The organism is Pseudovibrio sp. Ad46 (assembly GCF_001623065.1).
Taxonomy (GTDB): Bacteria; Pseudomonadota; Alphaproteobacteria; order Rhizobiales; family Stappiaceae; genus Pseudovibrio.
This window is the reverse complement of the sequence record NZ_LMCG01000001.1, coordinates 78,581-94,784: the sequence shown is the minus strand read 5'-3', so window position 1 is coordinate 94,784 and position 16,204 is coordinate 78,581. Positions and strand designations below refer to the sequence as shown.

17 protein-coding genes are annotated in these 16,204 nt (G+C 50.4%); 8 read left to right on the top strand and 9 right to left on the bottom strand.

From position 1 onward, the window contains the following. Positions 1-38: 38 nt before the first annotated feature. Both PsAD46_RS00470 and PsAD46_RS00465 read left to right on the top strand, forming a co-directional pair. Positions 39-719, top strand: coding sequence for an LON peptidase substrate-binding domain-containing protein (locus PsAD46_RS00470; RefSeq protein ID WP_063291147.1), 681 nt, complete (start codon positions 39-41; stop codon positions 717-719). Between the two features lie 33 nt (positions 720-752). Then, entirely contained in the window at positions 753-944 is a 192-nt protein-coding gene (locus tag PsAD46_RS00465) for a Trm112 family protein (protein ID WP_057463533.1), read from the top strand. A 66-nt stretch (positions 945-1,010) separates the two neighbouring features. Here the strand turns inward: PsAD46_RS00465 and PsAD46_RS00460 are convergent, their stop codons facing one another. The 3 genes from PsAD46_RS00460 to PsAD46_RS00450 all read right to left on the bottom strand — a co-directional run bounded on the left by PsAD46_RS00460 (position 1,011) and on the right by PsAD46_RS00450 (position 2,989). After that, positions 1,011-1,331 (bottom strand): DUF167 family protein, encoded by a 321-nt coding sequence (locus PsAD46_RS00460; protein WP_063291148.1) that lies wholly within the window; start codon positions 1,329-1,331, stop codon positions 1,011-1,013. 3 nt (positions 1,332-1,334) lie between these two features. Then, positions 1,335-1,625, bottom strand: coding sequence for a YggT family protein (locus PsAD46_RS00455; RefSeq protein WP_057463531.1), 291 nt, complete (start codon positions 1,623-1,625; stop codon positions 1,335-1,337). A 245-nt stretch (positions 1,626-1,870) separates the two neighbouring features. Beyond that, a complete protein-coding gene (locus tag PsAD46_RS00450; RefSeq protein WP_063291149.1) occupies positions 1,871-2,989 on the bottom strand; it encodes an FAD-dependent oxidoreductase in 1,119 nt (372 codons plus the stop codon). 69 nt (positions 2,990-3,058) lie between these two features. On the opposite strand from PsAD46_RS00450, the gene mnmD reads away from it, so the two are divergent. After that, complete coding sequence (gene mnmD, locus PsAD46_RS00445; RefSeq protein WP_063291150.1) at positions 3,059-3,760, top strand: tRNA (5-methylaminomethyl-2-thiouridine)(34)-methyltransferase MnmD; 702 nt, start codon at positions 3,059-3,061, stop codon at positions 3,758-3,760. A gap of 4 nt (positions 3,761-3,764) precedes the next feature. On the opposite strand, the gene PsAD46_RS00440 is transcribed toward mnmD, so the two are convergent. Further along, entirely contained in the window at positions 3,765-5,180 is a 1,416-nt protein-coding gene (locus PsAD46_RS00440; protein WP_063291203.1) for an L-serine ammonia-lyase, read from the bottom strand. Between the two features lie 443 nt (positions 5,181-5,623). Here PsAD46_RS00440 and PsAD46_RS00435 point away from each other — a divergent pair, with 443 nt between their 5' ends. Together PsAD46_RS00435 and PsAD46_RS00430 are read left to right on the top strand one after the other, a co-directional pair. After that, a complete protein-coding gene (locus PsAD46_RS00435) occupies positions 5,624-6,406 on the top strand; it encodes a MipA/OmpV family protein (protein ID WP_063286087.1) in 783 nt (260 codons plus the stop codon). A gap of 312 nt (positions 6,407-6,718) precedes the next feature. Then, positions 6,719-7,153, top strand: a complete 435-nt coding sequence (locus PsAD46_RS00430) for a L,D-transpeptidase (RefSeq protein WP_063291151.1) — start codon at positions 6,719-6,721, stop codon at positions 7,151-7,153. Between the two features lie 571 nt (positions 7,154-7,724). Here the strand turns inward: PsAD46_RS00430 and PsAD46_RS00425 are convergent. Further along, complete coding sequence (locus tag PsAD46_RS00425) at positions 7,725-8,765, bottom strand: patatin-like phospholipase family protein (RefSeq protein ID WP_057463525.1); 1,041 nt, start codon at positions 8,763-8,765, stop codon at positions 7,725-7,727. A 53-nt stretch (positions 8,766-8,818) separates the two neighbouring features. Next, positions 8,819-9,601, bottom strand: a complete 783-nt coding sequence (locus tag PsAD46_RS00420) for a 3-hydroxybutyrate dehydrogenase (protein WP_063291153.1) — start codon at positions 9,599-9,601, stop codon at positions 8,819-8,821. 377 nt (positions 9,602-9,978) lie between these two features. On the opposite strand from PsAD46_RS00420, the gene ispG reads away from it, so the two are divergent. The 3 genes from ispG to PsAD46_RS00405 are packed head-to-tail and all read left to right on the top strand — an operon-like array spanning position 9,979 to position 12,907. Beyond that, positions 9,979-11,250, top strand: a complete 1,272-nt coding sequence (gene ispG / locus PsAD46_RS00415) for a flavodoxin-dependent (E)-4-hydroxy-3-methylbut-2-enyl-diphosphate synthase (RefSeq protein WP_193757845.1) — start codon at positions 9,979-9,981, stop codon at positions 11,248-11,250. Beyond that, positions 11,251-12,168, top strand: coding sequence for a pyridoxal kinase (pdxY, locus tag PsAD46_RS00410; RefSeq protein ID WP_082596893.1), 918 nt, complete (start codon positions 11,251-11,253; stop codon positions 12,166-12,168). Further along, positions 12,161-12,907 (top strand): DUF429 domain-containing protein, encoded by a 747-nt coding sequence (locus PsAD46_RS00405; RefSeq protein ID WP_063305076.1) that lies wholly within the window; start codon positions 12,161-12,163, stop codon positions 12,905-12,907. The genes pdxY and PsAD46_RS00405 overlap by 8 nt, the downstream gene beginning before the upstream one ends. Here the strand turns inward: PsAD46_RS00405 and PsAD46_RS00400 are convergent. From PsAD46_RS00400 to PsAD46_RS00390, 3 genes are all read right to left on the bottom strand, one after another. Further along, complete coding sequence (locus PsAD46_RS00400; RefSeq protein WP_063291156.1) at positions 12,904-13,728, bottom strand: FkbM family methyltransferase; 825 nt, start codon at positions 13,726-13,728, stop codon at positions 12,904-12,906. The two genes, PsAD46_RS00405 and PsAD46_RS00400, sit on opposite strands and share 4 nt — an antisense overlap. Before the next feature lie 74 nt (positions 13,729-13,802). Further along, positions 13,803-14,972 carry a murein L,D-transpeptidase family protein gene (locus PsAD46_RS00395; protein WP_063291157.1) on the bottom strand — a complete coding sequence of 390 codons (1,170 nt, stop codon included), beginning with the start codon at positions 14,970-14,972 and terminating at the stop codon, positions 13,803-13,805. Between the two features lie 242 nt (positions 14,973-15,214). After that, positions 15,215-16,171, bottom strand: coding sequence for an acetyl-CoA carboxylase carboxyltransferase subunit alpha (locus PsAD46_RS00390; RefSeq protein WP_063286077.1), 957 nt, complete (start codon positions 16,169-16,171; stop codon positions 15,215-15,217). Positions 16,172-16,204: the final 33 nt, after the last annotated feature.

The following is a 16,204-nucleotide window of genomic DNA, read 5'->3' as shown; positions in this document are numbered from 1 at the left end:
GCCTAATGATAAGAGCGGAGAGCACTTAAGTGGCCTCGATGACTGTTGGAAATGCGACCTACGCAGGTCTGGATGATCTGCCGCAGGTTGTGCCGTTGTTTGTTTTGCCGGGAGCTATCTTGCTCCCGCGCTCCCACATGCCTCTCAATGTTTTTGAGCCGCGCTATACGTCGATGATCGACAGTGCTTTGCGTACTGATCGCATGATTGGGGTAATTCAGCCGCAGTTTGAAACCAGTGATGATGAATTGGCCGGTAGGCCAAAACTTTGCACTGTTGGCTGTATGGGGCGCATTACAGGGTTTCAGGAAAGTGGCGATGGCCGCTATCTGATTACGTTGTCTGGCGTTTCTCGCTTTGTGCTTCGTGGTGAACTGGAAGAGCGTGCCCCGTTCCGTCGTGGTCACGTTGATGCGACCCGCTTTGCTGGTGATTTGACGACCGGTATCGGAGAAGATGATGTCGATCGAGATCTGCTGCTTTCAACGCTCAAAGAATATTTGAGTGTGAATGACCTTGAAGCGGACTGGGATAGCGTCAATTCTGCCTCGACCGAGGTATTGGTCAATGCGTTGTGCATGATGAGTCCTTATGGACCGAAAGAGAAGCAGGCTCTGTTGGAAACAGAGAATCTGAAAGTGCGCGCGGATACGCTCATTGCGCTGGCTGAAGTTGAGCTGGCACGTGGCAATGGTGGTACTGGCAGCACGCTTCAGTGATGCAGGTAACGACAAAAGATGAATGAGGGCTCTATGAGCGAATTTGAAGCGCCACAGCTGGACCGTCGGCTTTTGGAGCTGTTGGTTTGTCCTGTGACGAAGACAACGCTTGAGTACAATCCTGAGAATCAGGAGCTGGTCTCCCGCGCTGCAAAGCTGGCCTACCCAATTCGGAATGGAATTCCGATTATGTTGGAAGAAGAAGCGCGCAAGCTTGAAGACTAAAACGTATCCATGAGAACTGATGTGGGTTCTCTGATCGGGGTTACGTACAGAACTTATCTTTGAAGGCTAGGAGAGATGATCTTCTAGCCTTTTTTGCAGCTCTTGTGGTTCGCCGTGAACACGTAGTGTTTTTATGCGGGCGGTGGAACCTGCAATCACTTCTGCCGATGATTTGGGAACAGAGAGTGCTTTCGCAAAAAGGGTAGCAACGGCTTTGTTTGCAGCGCCTTTTTCTGGCACTGCGCGAACGCGCGCCATCACGAGTGGTCGGCCATCGGACTGCTCGCCTATCTTTTCAATTTGATCTTTGGAGGATCTGGGGGTGAGGCGGACGGTAATGAGAATTCCGTCAGCCTGCAGTTTCCAAGGGCGTTCTTGTTCAGCCACTACTTAAAATACGTAGGGATAAACGTAGAGGCCGATGATGCGCTCAATAAGGAAAATGCCGAGCAGCAGCACAATCGGAGAAAGATCCAATCCACCCATTGCTGGTAGGAACCGGCGGATAGGGCGCAGGAGCGGTTCGGTCAGATTGTAAAGTGTCTGACCGATCATCGCGATGAACTGATTGTTTGAGTTCACCACGTTGAACGCATAGAGCCAGGAGAAGATCACATTCGCAATAATGACCCACGTGTAAAGATTTAGGATGATGAAAACGACATCAAGAATAGCGCGCATGGACTGGTTAAACTCCAAGTTTGCGAAGATGAACTAGCTGAATTGCTTCCCTGAAGACAGAGCTTGGGAAACAGAGTTGTTCCTCATGTAACTTTGAACTGAGGCACCTGCAAGGTCCAGCATGCCTCATTTTTCTATATTTTGAGCTAATTTCACGAAGCGGTACCTGAAAAAGTACCAATTAGCAGGGGGCGTTTGCCCTGAAACTGATAGGGCAAACAATTTTTGTTCTTATCTCGCATGCTCTAGCCAAAATGGAAGGCTGGCTTAAAGCTCTCTGGCAAGTGGATTGTCTGGTCTTGTTCAGGGAACATTTCCTGCATGAGGCAGGCGGCTATGCGGTGAGAAATGGCATAGGAAATTTTGAAGCCACCAGTTGCCACCCATGTTTTGTCTTTGCCTGGAATGAGGCCGACCAAAGGGTCCCGTTTTTTACATTTTGGACGGATCCCTGCCCAACGGGTGAGGATTGGCGCGTCTTTCAATGAAGGGCAAAAGCCAACTGCCTTGGAGAGCATGGTTTGAATGTCTGCCTCTACTGGTTCTTTACTGGTCCACTCCTGCTCGGAGGTGGAGCCGATAGCAACAGTGCCATTGGCATGTGAGACAACATAAATTCCGTTGTCATAGATAACCGGGAGAGGTTTGTCGGCCTTATATTCGAGCAAAAGGGATTGACCTTTCACACCCATGCCGATGGGTTTACCTGCGATCTTACTGAGTGGTTCGAAACCTTCATAACCTGCTGACAAGACAACGCGATCAGCACTCAGGCTTTCACCATTGCCGAGTGAAACGGTGCCTGTAGTCTCATCAAAGCCGAGATACTCGGTGTGTTCCATGATGTCGATGCGTGTTTCCAGAAGGGTTTTGAGAGCTGCAGAGACAAGACGCGGATTGGCCCGTGCTGCCAAGGTGTCCCAGATGATGCCAAGTGGAGCGGCTTCTGGTGTGAGCCAGTCATTGAACGGTGTTTCTTTCACCACATTGAAGGTGAAGCCAGTTTCATCGCTTCTCCAGCGCTGCTTGCTTTCTTCAACGCGGGAGAGAGCATGTTCGAGCTTGGGTTCGGTGTAAAGCGGGATCAGGCGACCAGCACGGCTGTAGCCAACAGAAAGGCCCGTAGCCTCTTCCAGCTCTTCCACGATATCGGAGAGTTCGATCAGTGCATCCAGCTGGAACTGCTTCTTGTCATTCCATTTACTCGGTACATGGGGCATCAACGCACCAACAAGGCCAGCGCTGGCGCCCGATGCGATGGTGTTTTTTTCCAGAAGAGCGACTTTCAAGCCTTTTCCGAGTGCGGCTTTGGCGACGCTAAGTCCGAAAATTCCCCCTCCAACAACAACTATATCGTAGGTCATGTTTTTTTATTTCCCAGGTTGGGGTATAAGCCCAGACCGATTTTTACGTTAGAGATTTGGCTTAGACATATGACAGAGCGCCCAAAATTGGAATGGGATGATGCGAATGTGCCTTATGCGTCGCAGTTTGGAGATACTTATTACTCCAAAGCCGGTGGATTAGGCGAAACGCGCTACGTATTTCTGCAGGGTAATCAACTCCCTGAACGCTGGGTGGGTGCACAGTCTTTTACTATTGCTGAACTGGGATTTGGAACCGGGCTTAATTTTCTCGCCACGTTGGAATTACTTCTGAGTTTGCCGGAAGCAGAGCGGACCAAGCTGACTTACGTTTCGTTTGAGCTGTATCCGATGGAAGCTGCGGAGATTGAGAAAGCGCTGTCGCCATGGCCCGAGCTCAAAGGGCTTAAAGACAAGCTGTTGGCTGCATGGAAGCCTCAGCCGGGTTGGAATCCAATCACCATTGATGGTGTGCGACTGCTGCTGGGTGTTGGGGATGCTCGTGAGATGTTGCCAACCCTGTCTATACCCGTTGATGCCTGGTTCCTTGATGGCTTTAATCCGGCACGGAACCCAGAGCTTTGGGGGCGAGATCTTATGCTTGCTGTTGGAGAGAAAACCGCTATTGGCGGGACTTTCGGGACATACACCGCGGCAGGTTGGGTGCGCCGCAACCTGCAAACGGCAGGTTTTGAGGTTGAGCGTATCAAAGGCTATGGCACAAAACGCCAGATGATGGTGGGGCAGAAAACTGCCACCACCGCAACCTGAGTAATCAGCATTCTGGCAGGTTGACTGCCAGACCACCTTTGCTGGTTTCTTTGTATTTGTCGTTCATCTCCACGCCAGTCTGGCGCATGGCTTCAACGCAGTTGTCCAGCGGCATGTAGTGGGAGCCATCTCCACGCAGAGCGAGTGAAGCTGCTGAGACTGCCTTGATAGCGCCGAGGCCATTGCGCTCGATGCATGGCACCTGAACGAGGCCTCCGACCGGATCACAGGTCATGCCAAGGTGATGCTCCAGAGCGATTTCAGCGGCGTTTTCAATTTGCTCGTTGGTGCCGCCAAGAGCTGCGCAGAGACCTGCTGCTGCCATTGCTGCGGCGGAGCCAACTTCGCCCTGACAACCAACTTCAGCGCCGGAAATAGAAGCATTGTGCTTGATTATGCCACCAACAGCTGCTGACGTGAGCAGGAAGGTTTTGATGCCTTCATCGTTGCTGCCCGGACAATGCTCGCGGTAATACTTGACGGTTGCCGGGATAACACCTGCTGCACCGTTTGTTGGTGCAGTGACAACTTTGCCGCCCGCTGCGTTTTCTTCGTTTACGGCCATTGCATAGACTGAGAGCCAGTCGTTGGCGACGTGCGGCATGCTCATGTTATTGCCGCGTTCGTCTTCCAGCTGTTGTTTGATTGCAGCTGCGCGACGCTTGACTGTAAGGCCACCTGGTAGCTCGCCTTCAGTATTCAGGCCGCGCTCCATGCATGCGTTCATCACATCCCAGATCTGCCAGAGCTTGCTGTCCAGTTCTTGTGGATCCAGAGAGGTGATTTCGTTGGCGCGCTTCATCTCAGCAATGGTTTTGCCGGATTTTTGTCCCATCTCCAGCATTTCTTGCGCTGTAGCAAATGGATAAGGCATGCCTTTAATTTCGTCGGGAGCCTGATCACCTGACGCTTCTGCTGCTTTCAGGCGGTCCAGTTCTTCTTCGGTCAATACGAACCCGCCACCGATGGAATAGAATGTTTCCTGAAGGTGCAGGCGGTCTTGGGCATCGTAAGCTTCGATCACCATACCATTTGCGTGGCCTGGCAGGTTTTTCTCGAAATCGAAGATAACGTCTTTATCGGGATCGAAATCCAACTCTGGCAGGTCAGCAAGATGGAGCTTCTTTTCTGTTGCGATCTGTTTTTCGAGCGCCTCTGCTTCATCCGGGTCCAGAGTTTCAGGCGTGCAGCCTGCAAGTCCCAGAATAACAGCTCTGTCTGTGGCATGGCCTTTGCCTGTCCAGGCGAGTGAGCCATGAAGAGTGCAGCGCAATCTCTTAGGTGCACCTGCGCCGGGCCATATGCGCCGGCCGTCTCTCAATTCATCCAGGAAACGTGCGGCGGCGGTCATCGGTCCCATTGTGTGGGACGAAGACGGACCTATACCGATCTTGAAAATTTCAAAGACGCTGAGAAACATGTGTTTGGCACCTTTCAGATGGCTGGGGCGTTGTTTTTGTTTCATTAGGATAGAGAACAGCCACTATCACTGAATTTTCTAGGAATAATCGTCATAGCCTCTGAAACCAAGAGGATTATTTTTCCGGATATTTGAAATTGACGTTGCGTTTGTCCCGATACTGCAGAATTTATCTGTTCTGCTCGGAGGCTTATTGATTCAAAAAGATTTTTTTGGCACCGATTTACTGAAAGGATTGAAGAAAACGCTTTGGTTTCACGGGGAATTGATGGACTTGTTTTACTCAGTCAATGTGAATTGAGATGAAAAAACTACTAGTTGTTGAGTTTTATGATGCCAATGGGCAACAGTCTGTAGAAAACTCCTGAAACTGCAGGTCTCCAAAGTGACTTAAAACGTATATCATAGGTGGTAATTGCTTTTTCCCGATCAAGGCTGCACCTATGACCGCCTCTCTTCGTATTCTCGCAGGCTTAGCGCTTGCTTCCGTTTCCAGTCATGCGCTGGCAGAAGATAGTTTTACGCCTGGTGATTTGACTGAGGAGCAAGCCAGCAAGAGATATGTCGTTGATATTGGCGTGGCTGGTTTTGTGAATCCCAAGTATGACGGTGCGGATGAATACATAATCTATCCGCTGCCACTGATTGCGTTTTCGCGGTTTTACCTGCCGGGCTTCGGTCAGGTGAAAGAGGGCGAAACACAGGGCCTCTTCATCTATCCGTCTTTTGGTTTTGTGGGTGAGCGTAATCCTTCAGATTCTTCCTCTTTGACAGGGACAACTCGTGTGCCTTGGGCTGGTGAGGTTGGTCTTGGTGGTGGCTTCCGTCATGATTGGTTCCGTGCATTCATCGAAGTGCGCCACGGTTTTAACGGTCACCGCGGCTTTGTTGGGCGCGCTGGAATTGACGTGATCACCGAAGTTACAGATCGCTTGACGTTTGTATTCGGTCCGCGCGTTGATGCTGCTGATGGTTCATACATGAACACCTATTTCAGCGTTGCAGCAGGCACTCCATTCGGTCCATACACCGCAGAAGGTGGTTTCAAGAGCGTTGGTGGTGTTGCGCGTGCGAGTTATGCGCTGACTGACAGCATTGGGCTGCACCTACAAGGTGGCTATGACCGTCTGATTGGTGAAGCTGCAGATAGCCCGATTACGCAGAACGACAATATGTGGTCTGTTGGATTTGGTGCGACCTATCGGTTTGCTTGGGATATGTTCTAGGTAACCAGAGCATCGAATAGACTTGATGAATGAAGCCCGGAAGGATCTCCGGGCTTTTTTATTTGCTGCATGCACTGTGAGTTCTCATTGACTGTGCCGTGAATAAAGCAATGTTTGAAGTGAAGCTTTGTGTATATTCATGAATAACAAAGTATGCACGATGTATTGGTATTGAGAGTTATATTACCTCAGTATTGAAGTATCCCTTCTGTGAGATCGTTAATAATACCCTTAGAATAAGTCGATGACAGACTCCTGCGGGTGCGCATGCTAATTCACCTAAAGTATTGCGTTGAGTGAGGGGGCTTCAGTATGCGTACAATAATTACTATATCAGGACTTCTGTTTATCTGTTTATTGCTTATGGTTCCGGCCAAGGCATCCTCCACTAAAGTGTTGGCTAAGATTGATATTTCCGAGCAAAGGATGCGGATCTTCGTGGATGGGAAGGTTCAGCATTCGTGGCCTGTTTCGACGGCCCGGCGGGGATACAGAACGCCAGTGGGCACCTTTAAGCCAACGCGAATGCACAAACGGTATTTCTCCCGTAAGTATAACGGGGCACCGATGCCTTACTCTGTGTTTTTCTATAAGGGGTATGCCATTCATGGAACGGATGTGGTTAAGCGCTTGGGTGCGCCTGCCTCACACGGTTGCGTGCGGTTACATCCGAAAAACGCCAAGAGATTGTTCAGTTTGATTCAGGCAAATGGCCGATCAAACGCAAGGATTGTAATTGTGAATTAGTGAACACGCTTTACGTGCAGCGCTGAACATGATGTGATATCGGTCAAATAAGGCCCTTTACCCTTGCGAGCGCGTGGGTTCCTTACTAAATCAAGGGCTAAGAGATGTGCTTGAAGGCTTGTGAGCGGAAGAAGCAAGTCGGGTCGCAAACGCCTGCTCCTTCCGCTGTAGCGCTGAATACGCATAACTCAACAATCAGCGTGTCTTTCCTAACGCTAAAATCTTGCCAAAAGGTTGGCACGCTGATTTTTTTGAAAGACTTTTTTAGGGATAAAACGATTTTTTCTGAGAGTTGTGTGTCGGGAGGATGCATTGCCCAAAGAAAAAGAGGGCTTTGAATACACGCTCAAAAACCCTCTTTATATTCTCTAAAGCTGATTACGCAGTACCTTGATATCAGCTGCTTATTTAAAAGCAAAAGCTGTGCCAGTTTTGCGATAAATTTTTGGCACAATATCTGGGGTGGCTGCGCTTCGTCTCTCCAACATGCGGGTTAATTTAACAGGTTGCTTACCTATGCTGCGTCGCAATTTGCAATGCGGTTTGGGAGTGTTAACCTTTGCGTTCAGGTCTAGTTAAACTCGTGGTCCAGGTTCAGCGTGCTTCGTTTGCCAATGCTGTCGTAATTGTCGTGCGCCCACTTCTTTGCAGCCTGGCGCCCAATGTCGTGCAAAAGTTCTACAAATTCCCACTGGGCGTTTACCTTGGATGAAGCTCCGAAAGGGGCGAGATCTTTTGTTGCTTCTATTCTGTGCATGTAAACGCGGGTGTATTCGTTCGAATCAAGACGACCTTCATCAATGAGCCGTGTCACAAACTCAATTGCGCGAAGCTCGCGCAGCAGAGTTGAGTTGAAGGTGATCTCATTCATGCGCTCTGAGATTTCCTGAGCGGTGTGCGGAAGTTCAACTCTCTCAACCGGATTGACCTGAATAAGAAGTACGTCGGTAGAGCCACCGTGTTGGAATAGTGGAAACAAAGGCGGGTTGCCCATAAAGCCGCCGTCCCAATAGGCCTCGTCGCCAATTTCTACCGCTTGATACATATGCGGCAAGCAGCCTGACGCCATGAGTGAATCAAGGGTGAGTTCTTCCTTTGCAAAAACTTTGATTTTTCCGGTTCGAACATTGGTCGCGGCGACATAGACCTGCATCTGGTCGCAACTTCGCACACGTTCGAAGTTGATTTGCTCAGCAACGAGGTCGCGGAGTGGATTATAGTTGATTGGGTTTAGTTGGTAGGGAGACATGACGCGAGAAAGCAGGTCCCATGCCAGATATGTCGGAGAATTGTCCATGCTCCAATTGCCACAATAAACATCCATTGGGCTGCGTTGGAACGGACTGGTCTCTGCAGCTGCGCTGACGGATTTCCAAAAGCGGGCGAGGGCATCTCTTGCGCCTTGCTGCCCGCCTTCAACGAGGCCATCGGCCATGACGGCTGCATTCATGGCACCTGCGCTTGTGCCTGAGATGCCAGTGATCTCCCAATCTTCGTTTTCAAGGAGCCAATCCAGAACGCCCCAGGTAAAGGCGCCGTGTGCGCCTCCACCTTGTAAGGCCAGATTGATTTTCTTTCGTTCTTTTTTCGCTGTCTTCCGAGTAGTCGCCATATGGACCTCCATGGGCCGCTTGGAAAAGAAAACTCCGGGAAATCATCTGAGCGTTATTGTGCTGTCCAGCCGCCGTCCATTGGCAAGAGAGTGCCGGTGATTGAAGCGGCTGTATCAGAGCACAAGAACACGGCTAGGCCGGCAACCTGATCGACTGTCACGAACTCTTTGGTTGGCTGAGCAGCGAGCAGGACTTCTTTTTTCACCTGCTCCTCAGTCATATTACGAGCTTTCATGGTGTCAGGGATTTGCTTTTCGACGAGCGGTGTCCAGACATAGCCGGGGCAAATGGCGTTCACTGTGATGTTGTTTTCTGCAACTTCCAGTGCAACGGTTTTGGTTAAGCCAGCGATGCCGTGCTTTGCAGAAACGTATGCCGACTTGAATGGAGATGCTACCAATGCGTGAGCGGACGCGGTGTTGATGATGCGACCCCAGCCTGCTTTGCGCATGTAAGGCACGGCGGTGCGGATTGTGTGGAATGCGGAGGACAGGTTGATCGCGATGATGGCATCCCATTTGTCGACCGGGAAATGCTCAATGGCTTCAACATGCTGAATGCCTGCATTGTTGACGAGGACATCGACTGAACCGAGGGATTTAACCGCATCGTGGATCATTGCGTGAATTTCATCAGGCTTGGTCATGTCGGCTGATGAGTACACGCATTTTACACCGAAGTCGGATTCGATTGCAGCGCGCTCTTTCTCAATGGCATCGGCATCGCCAAACCCATTGATCATGATGTTGGCACCTTGCTCTGCCATTGCGCGAGCGTAAGCAAGGCCGATGCCTGATGTGGACCCAGTGATTACAGCGGTTTTTCCTGAGAGCATTTCGAGTCTCCTGCCCAAATGTATTGAAAAAAGAGTTGGTGTGAGCTTGCGCCACTTTTTAGTCTGGTTGCATTAGCAAAAAGCATAGTTGTTTAGCGTGCAGTGCAAAAAGGTCAAAACTGACCGCCGATCTGTCTTTTGTCCTTAATGGAAGGTTAGAGATGAATGCATTGCGTCAAAAGTCGCTGGCTATTTTCAGTAGGCTGATGATGGAGTGGACCTAGCATCATTCTGAGGAGAGGTTTATTGTGAAATCTTGGGGTGCATGATGGCATCTTGAGATGACATCAAACTGAATTGAGCGTGCGCTAAAAAGTTGACAGCGCGGGCTGCATGCTGCACTTGCTTGCCTAAAGATTTATCCCAGTGGAATGATCATGACTGACAAGAGCCAAACCTATATTTCTTCCCCGTTTCCGCGCCGTCGTTCTGTGGCTGTAGACGTTGGTGGGGTTATTGTTGGCGGCGAAGCGCCTGTTGTTGTGCAGTCCATGACGAACACCGACACCGCTGACATAGATTCAACGGTTGCGCAGGTTTCTGCTCTGGCGCGTGCCGGGTCCGAGCTGGTTCGTATTACGGTTGATCGTGATGAAGCTGCTGCAGCTGTTCCACGTATCAAAGAGCGTCTGGACCGGATTGGGGTCAATGTTCCGCTCGTCGGAGATTTTCACTACATCGGACACAAGCTGCTGGCAGATCATCCTGATTGTGCTGAAGCGCTTGATAAGTACCGGATTAATCCGGGAAATGTTGGCTTTAAAACTAAAAAAGACAAGCAGTTTGGCCAGATCATCGAAATGGCGATGAAGCACAATAAGCCTGTGCGTATTGGTGTAAACTGGGGCTCTCTGGATCAGGAACTGCTGACACACCTGATGGATAAAAACCAGGAGGAAGGCTCTCCGCTGACCGCGCAACAAGTGATGCGCGAAGCGATTTGCCAATCTGGTTTGTTGTCTGCTCAGCGTGCTGAGGAATTGGGGCTTGGTCGCGACAAAATCATTTTGTCTGCGAAAGTCTCACAGGTTCAGGATTTGATTGCCGTTTATACGGATCTGGCACAGCGTTGCGATTATGCCCTTCACCTTGGTTTGACTGAAGCTGGTATGGGCACAAAGGGCATCGTGGCGTCCTCTGCTTCCATGGGTATTCTGCTTCAGCAGGGCATCGGCGACACCATTCGTATTTCGCTGACACCTGAGCCGGGTGGGGACCGCACGCGTGAAGTGCAGGTTTCTCAGGAACTGCTGCAGACAATGGGTTTCCGCAGTTTTGTGCCTATTGTTGCTGCGTGTCCGGGGTGTGGACGTACGACCTCCACAGTCTTTCAGGAACTGGCTCAGGACATTCAGGCGCATATCCGCGAGAGTATGCCGAAGTGGCGTGAGCAATATCCGGGTGTTGAAGAACTCAACGTTGCTGTCATGGGCTGCATCGTGAACGGTCCTGGTGAGTCCAAGCATGCTGACATCGGTATATCTTTGCCCGGTACTGGTGAAACACCTGCTGCACCTGTGTTTGTTGATGGTGCTAAAACTGTTACTCTGCGTGGGCCGAACATTGCTGATGAGTTTAAGGCGATGGTTCTGGATTATATCGAGAAACGTTTTGGTACTGGCGTTTCATCTGAACACGAGATTTCCTAGATGTCGCTTGAGCGGTTTGTCAAAAAAGTAGAACACAAAATCAGAGAAAGCGCTCCGAAGGAAAAGCCTTCGGTTCTGGTGATCTCTTCACAGGTTGTCAGCGGATGTGTTGGCATGCGCAGTGCTGTTTTTGCACTGGAGCGCATGGGCTTTAATGTCTGGATGCTGCCTACGATTGTTCTGCCATGGCATCCGGGACAAGGTGCTGGTGAACGTATTTCGGCCAGTGAGGAAGCTTTCGAGCATATCGTTGAACAGATTTGCGCTAGTGATCGTTTGAGCACTGTGAAGGGTGTTATTTCTGGCTACATGGCAAATGCGGCTCAGGTTTCTGATGTTGCGAAGATTGTGCAGGAAGTGAAGGCTCGTAATGATGATGCGGTCTATCTGTGCGACCCGGTCATTGGTGACAAAGGTGGTCTTTATGTTGCCGAGCCGATTGCTGAAGCTATTCGTGACCAACTGTTACCGCTTGCTGACGTGATTACGCCAAACCGTTTTGAGCTCGCTTGGCTCAGCGGGTTTGGTACTGAAATGGAAAATGAAGCTGTTGCGGCAGCGCGGACGCTGCAAGTGGAGCGGACGATCATTACATCGTCGCCAGCAATCCGGCGTAATTCCATTTCCAATTTGCTGGTTGGGCCGCGTGGTAGCCTTGCGATTGAACATGCGGAAGTGCAGGGCGCACCGCATGGCACTGGTGACTTGTTGGCAGCGCTTTATCTGGCTCGCAGCCTGAGTGGGCAGAGTGATGAAGAGGCATTGAAGAAAGCGACAGCTTCAACGTTTGAGTTGGTCGCGCGCTCTGTCAAAGTTGGTTCTGATGATTTGCTTTATGCTGAGCACCAAGATCCGCTTATCCAACCTATGGCGCTTGTGAACACTCGCCGCGTGGTAGAGGCGCCTGAACGTGCCTGAAGCAGTGGCAGTTGATCCCGTCTGTGTGGCTGGGGTTGACGGTTGCAAAGCAGGTTGGATTGCCGTTTTCCGCTGGGTTGGCTCAAACCGTGCAGCTGAAGTGCAGATCTTTCCTCATTTTGCAGATTTGCTGGCCTCTGAGCATGAGCCGCATAAAATTGCGGTCGATATGCCGATCGGGCTGCCGGAGAAGATTGGCAGCAATGGTCGTGGGCCTGAGAAAGCAGTTCGTCCTCTTTTGGGTATGAGGCAATCAACGGTGTTTTCCATTCCCGCCCGGGCTGCGATCTATTGTGAGGATTATCGCGAGGCTTGCTCTGCTGCACTGGCGCATTCAACACCACCCAAAAAAGTATCCAAGCAAGCGTTCCATATCTTCCCAAAAATTCGGGAGATTGATCAGCTCATGACGCCTGAGTTGGAAGCGCGGGTGTATGAAGTTCATCCTGAGGTGGCATTCTGGCGCTTAAACGGGCAGGAGCCCATTGCTATTCCTAAGAAGGTCAAGGGAAGCAGCTATCCTGCGGGCTTAGATGCGCGGAGAGATTTGCTTGTGCAGTTTGGCTATGTAGCGAGCTTTTTGGACCAAAAACCGCCCAAAGGTGCCGCTCGGGATGATTTGATGGATGCTTCTGTGAATGCAGTTATTGCTGAGCGGTTGCTGTATGGCCATGCAGAGCCATTTCCGGCTGACTTCGGGCGAGATGAACGCGGTCTGCGCATGGCAATCTGGGCTTAGGTGTCGTCAGGTTCACGGCTTGCCAGTACGTCCAAACGTGGTTCATGGCCAACTCTCTTAAAGCTTTTGAACCCTTGCTCCTCCAGAAGGTTTTTGAGCATGTTTGGATCAGACCATCTGACATCTCTCTCATAGAAAATTGATTGAACTCGAGGAAAGAAGCTTGTCTTGATGAGCTCTTTAATCACGGTTTCTTCATGCCCTTCAGCATTGAGTTTGACCACGATGTCGATTTCATCGGTGATCATCTCATCTAACTGCTGGGCAGAGATGGTTTGAATTTCTTCGGTTTTTTCGTCTGAATGCACGGTGTTCTGGCTGAGGGATGCGCCGCCGCTATGGGTTTTGCTGAGGAATATCTTAGCTTGGCCAGTGTGGTCGGAGACTGCTGCCTGCACTGCCTTTATGCGAGATGTAGCAAGGTTTAGCTCAATGTTTTGTTCCAGTAATTGGAATGTGCTGGCAACAGGCTCGAAAGCTATGACTTGCTTGCAGTTCGTATTTTGAGCTGCAAGCAGGCTGAAGAGGCCTTGATTTGCGCCGATATCCAGCATGATGAAAGGTTTTTCATAGTCGACAAGATAGCTGGTGAGGAATGTGCCGTAACCACCTTCGCAGCACATGCGGAATGTGGCGTCGAAGACATTGGGTGTGAGTTCAACACCATACCTTGTCAGAATGCCAGAGGAGAGGCCTAGTCGCACACCCCAGGACATTGGAATGTACTTTATGTAATAGCCAAGGAGCCCACGTAAGTGGCGGCGTTCGTTGATGTACTCTTTGCTGTGGTACTTTCCAAAGAAGGTTTTTGAGCCTGGCATTTGCCTAACCTGACTTGTTGATCTTCATTGAGACCAGCGTACATAAGTCAGGCTAGGTTTCGATTAACACAACGTCACAATTGCGGTTTGATGCGTGGTGCAGGGGCGGCTGGGTATGGATTTACGACCTCTGCAACGATCTTCTTCTCTTCACCAACACGACTGTTAGAGAACAGGGATGTGAAGTAGCTGAAAGCACGTTCTGATTCAGAAGCTTTTTGCGGTGCTGGGGATGGTTCCTCAGATGCCAGCGCTAAAACTTTTGCAGCTTCTACATTCACAGGCGTTGCGTTTGGTGCTTCTGCTTTTGCGACGTCAGTTGTTGAGGTGCCACCAAAGAACGCTGCAATCTTTTCTTTGCGGCGTTTACTGCTTTCCATAGCGATCTGGATCTCAGCGGTTTCGCGTGCATCCCGGGTTTGCTTTTCTGCTACTGCCACCGCGATGTGCTCAGGCACTGTGTAGGCAGGGCAAGCGCCGCGTGCATTGAATTTGGTTCCGCGTGTGTCTGCCTTCGCGTTGAAGACATATTCTTTTTCACATACTTCAATGGATGGTGGGCGTTTGGTGACTTCAAAGTGATCATAGCCACGCTTCAGCATACGCCAGAATTCATAATGCTTGGAACTTGCGTTCTTGGCCATGTTGTCCGGTGTCATGCGGAATGGGAAGGCCTGAACCTGAAACTTTCTCTGACCGCCAAGGAAGCTATCGCGACCAAGAGAGTAGATATCTGCAATCTGCTCGTCCGTCATGGCGTAACACCCGCGAGAAGAGCAGGCACCATGGACCATCAAGTTTGAGCCTGTGCGGTCATGCGCGCGGTCAAACTTGTTTGGAAAGCCAAGATTGAATGCGAGATAGTAAGAGGAAAACGGGTTCATCAGGCCCGGAGTGACTTCGTAGAAGCCTTCTGGTGCCTGCCGGTCGCCTTCCTTAATCTTCGGGCCGAGTTTGCCAGACCATTTGCAGATCTCATAGGTTTCCAGCAAAGCATACTGGCCTGATTTGGTCTGTTTCCAGATCTCCAATTCAGACTCTTGCTTGAACAGACGAACCATGATTGGAGACTTGAGCTCCATGTCTTTGGATTTCATTCTGTTGGAAAGGCTTTTGCTCACAGGTTGCTGGTGCTTCTCAGCGCCAAACTCTGTTCCCTGACAAGCGGCTAGCGTTAAAGCCAGCGCAAGCGCAGCAGCACGCTTTACGTTCTTGCCAGTCTCTCCCTGAAACACTCTAATCATGTGCTTGACCCACCATGCTGGGGCTAGTTTGCCCGAACCCCAATCTCGACTCGATACTAAGACTATCTGGGTTAAGGTTGATCGAATCTTACCACAGATCATTCTCTCTGAGATTGTGGGGTATTCCCCAAGATGCACTTTCCCCCGAGTTTGATTGGATCAAACAAAAAAGGCATCAGATATACTTCTGATGCCTTTTATAAAAAATTTAGTGGATACCCACAATAAATCCTAGGTTCGAATCAGCCGAGTTCACGACCTATGCGTAAGAACTTCTCTCGACGCTGCTTCTTGAGCTCGTCTGCAGAGAGACCGGCCATCTTACTCAAAGCGGTTTCAATCGAGTTGCCAGCGCGATCAATTACGATCTCTTTTGCGCGGTGAGCACCACCGATTGGCTCTTTGATGATCTCATCAATGACGCGGAAGCTGGAAAGGTCTTCTGCAGTGATCTTCATGTTGGTTGCCGCGTCTTGCGCGCGGGTGCTGTCGCGCCACAAAATGGACGCGCCTGCTTCCGGTGAGATCACGGAATAGATGGAGTGTTCCATCATTGCTACGTGGTTGGTGGTTGCAATTGCAATCGCACCGCCTGAGCCACCTTCACCAATGACGATGGAGATGTTTGGAACGCCAAGGCCGAGGCACATGTCAGTTGAGCGTGCGATTGCTTCTGCCTGACCGCGCTCTTCTGCGCCGATACCTGGGTACGCACCTGCTGTGTCCACAAAAGAGACAACAGGGATGTTGAAACGGTTTGCCAGTTCCATGATGCGGACGGCTTTACGATAACCTTCCGGACGTGCCATACCGAAGTTATGCTTCAGGCGGCTTTCGGTGTTGTTACCTTTTTCTTGACCAAGAATAGCGACTGATTGTCCACGAAAACGACCAAAGCCTGCGATAATGGCGCAATCCTCGGAGAATTTGCGGTCGCCGGCAAGAGGCGTAAAATCTGAGATCAGGGTATTGATGTAGTCCAGTGAATGCGGACGGTCTGGATGGCGGGCCACCAGAGTTTTCTGCCAAGGCGTCAAGCGAGAATAAATGTCGCTGAGTGCTTGATCTGCTTTTTCCTGAAGACGGGCAATCTCGTCTTCCACATCAACCGCTTCCCCACCTTCAGCCAGGATTTTCAATTCCTGTACTTTACCTTCAAGGTCAGCAACTGGTTTTTCGAATTCGAGGTAACTGCGCATATTGGATATTCACTCGTAACAATCAGCGGGCTT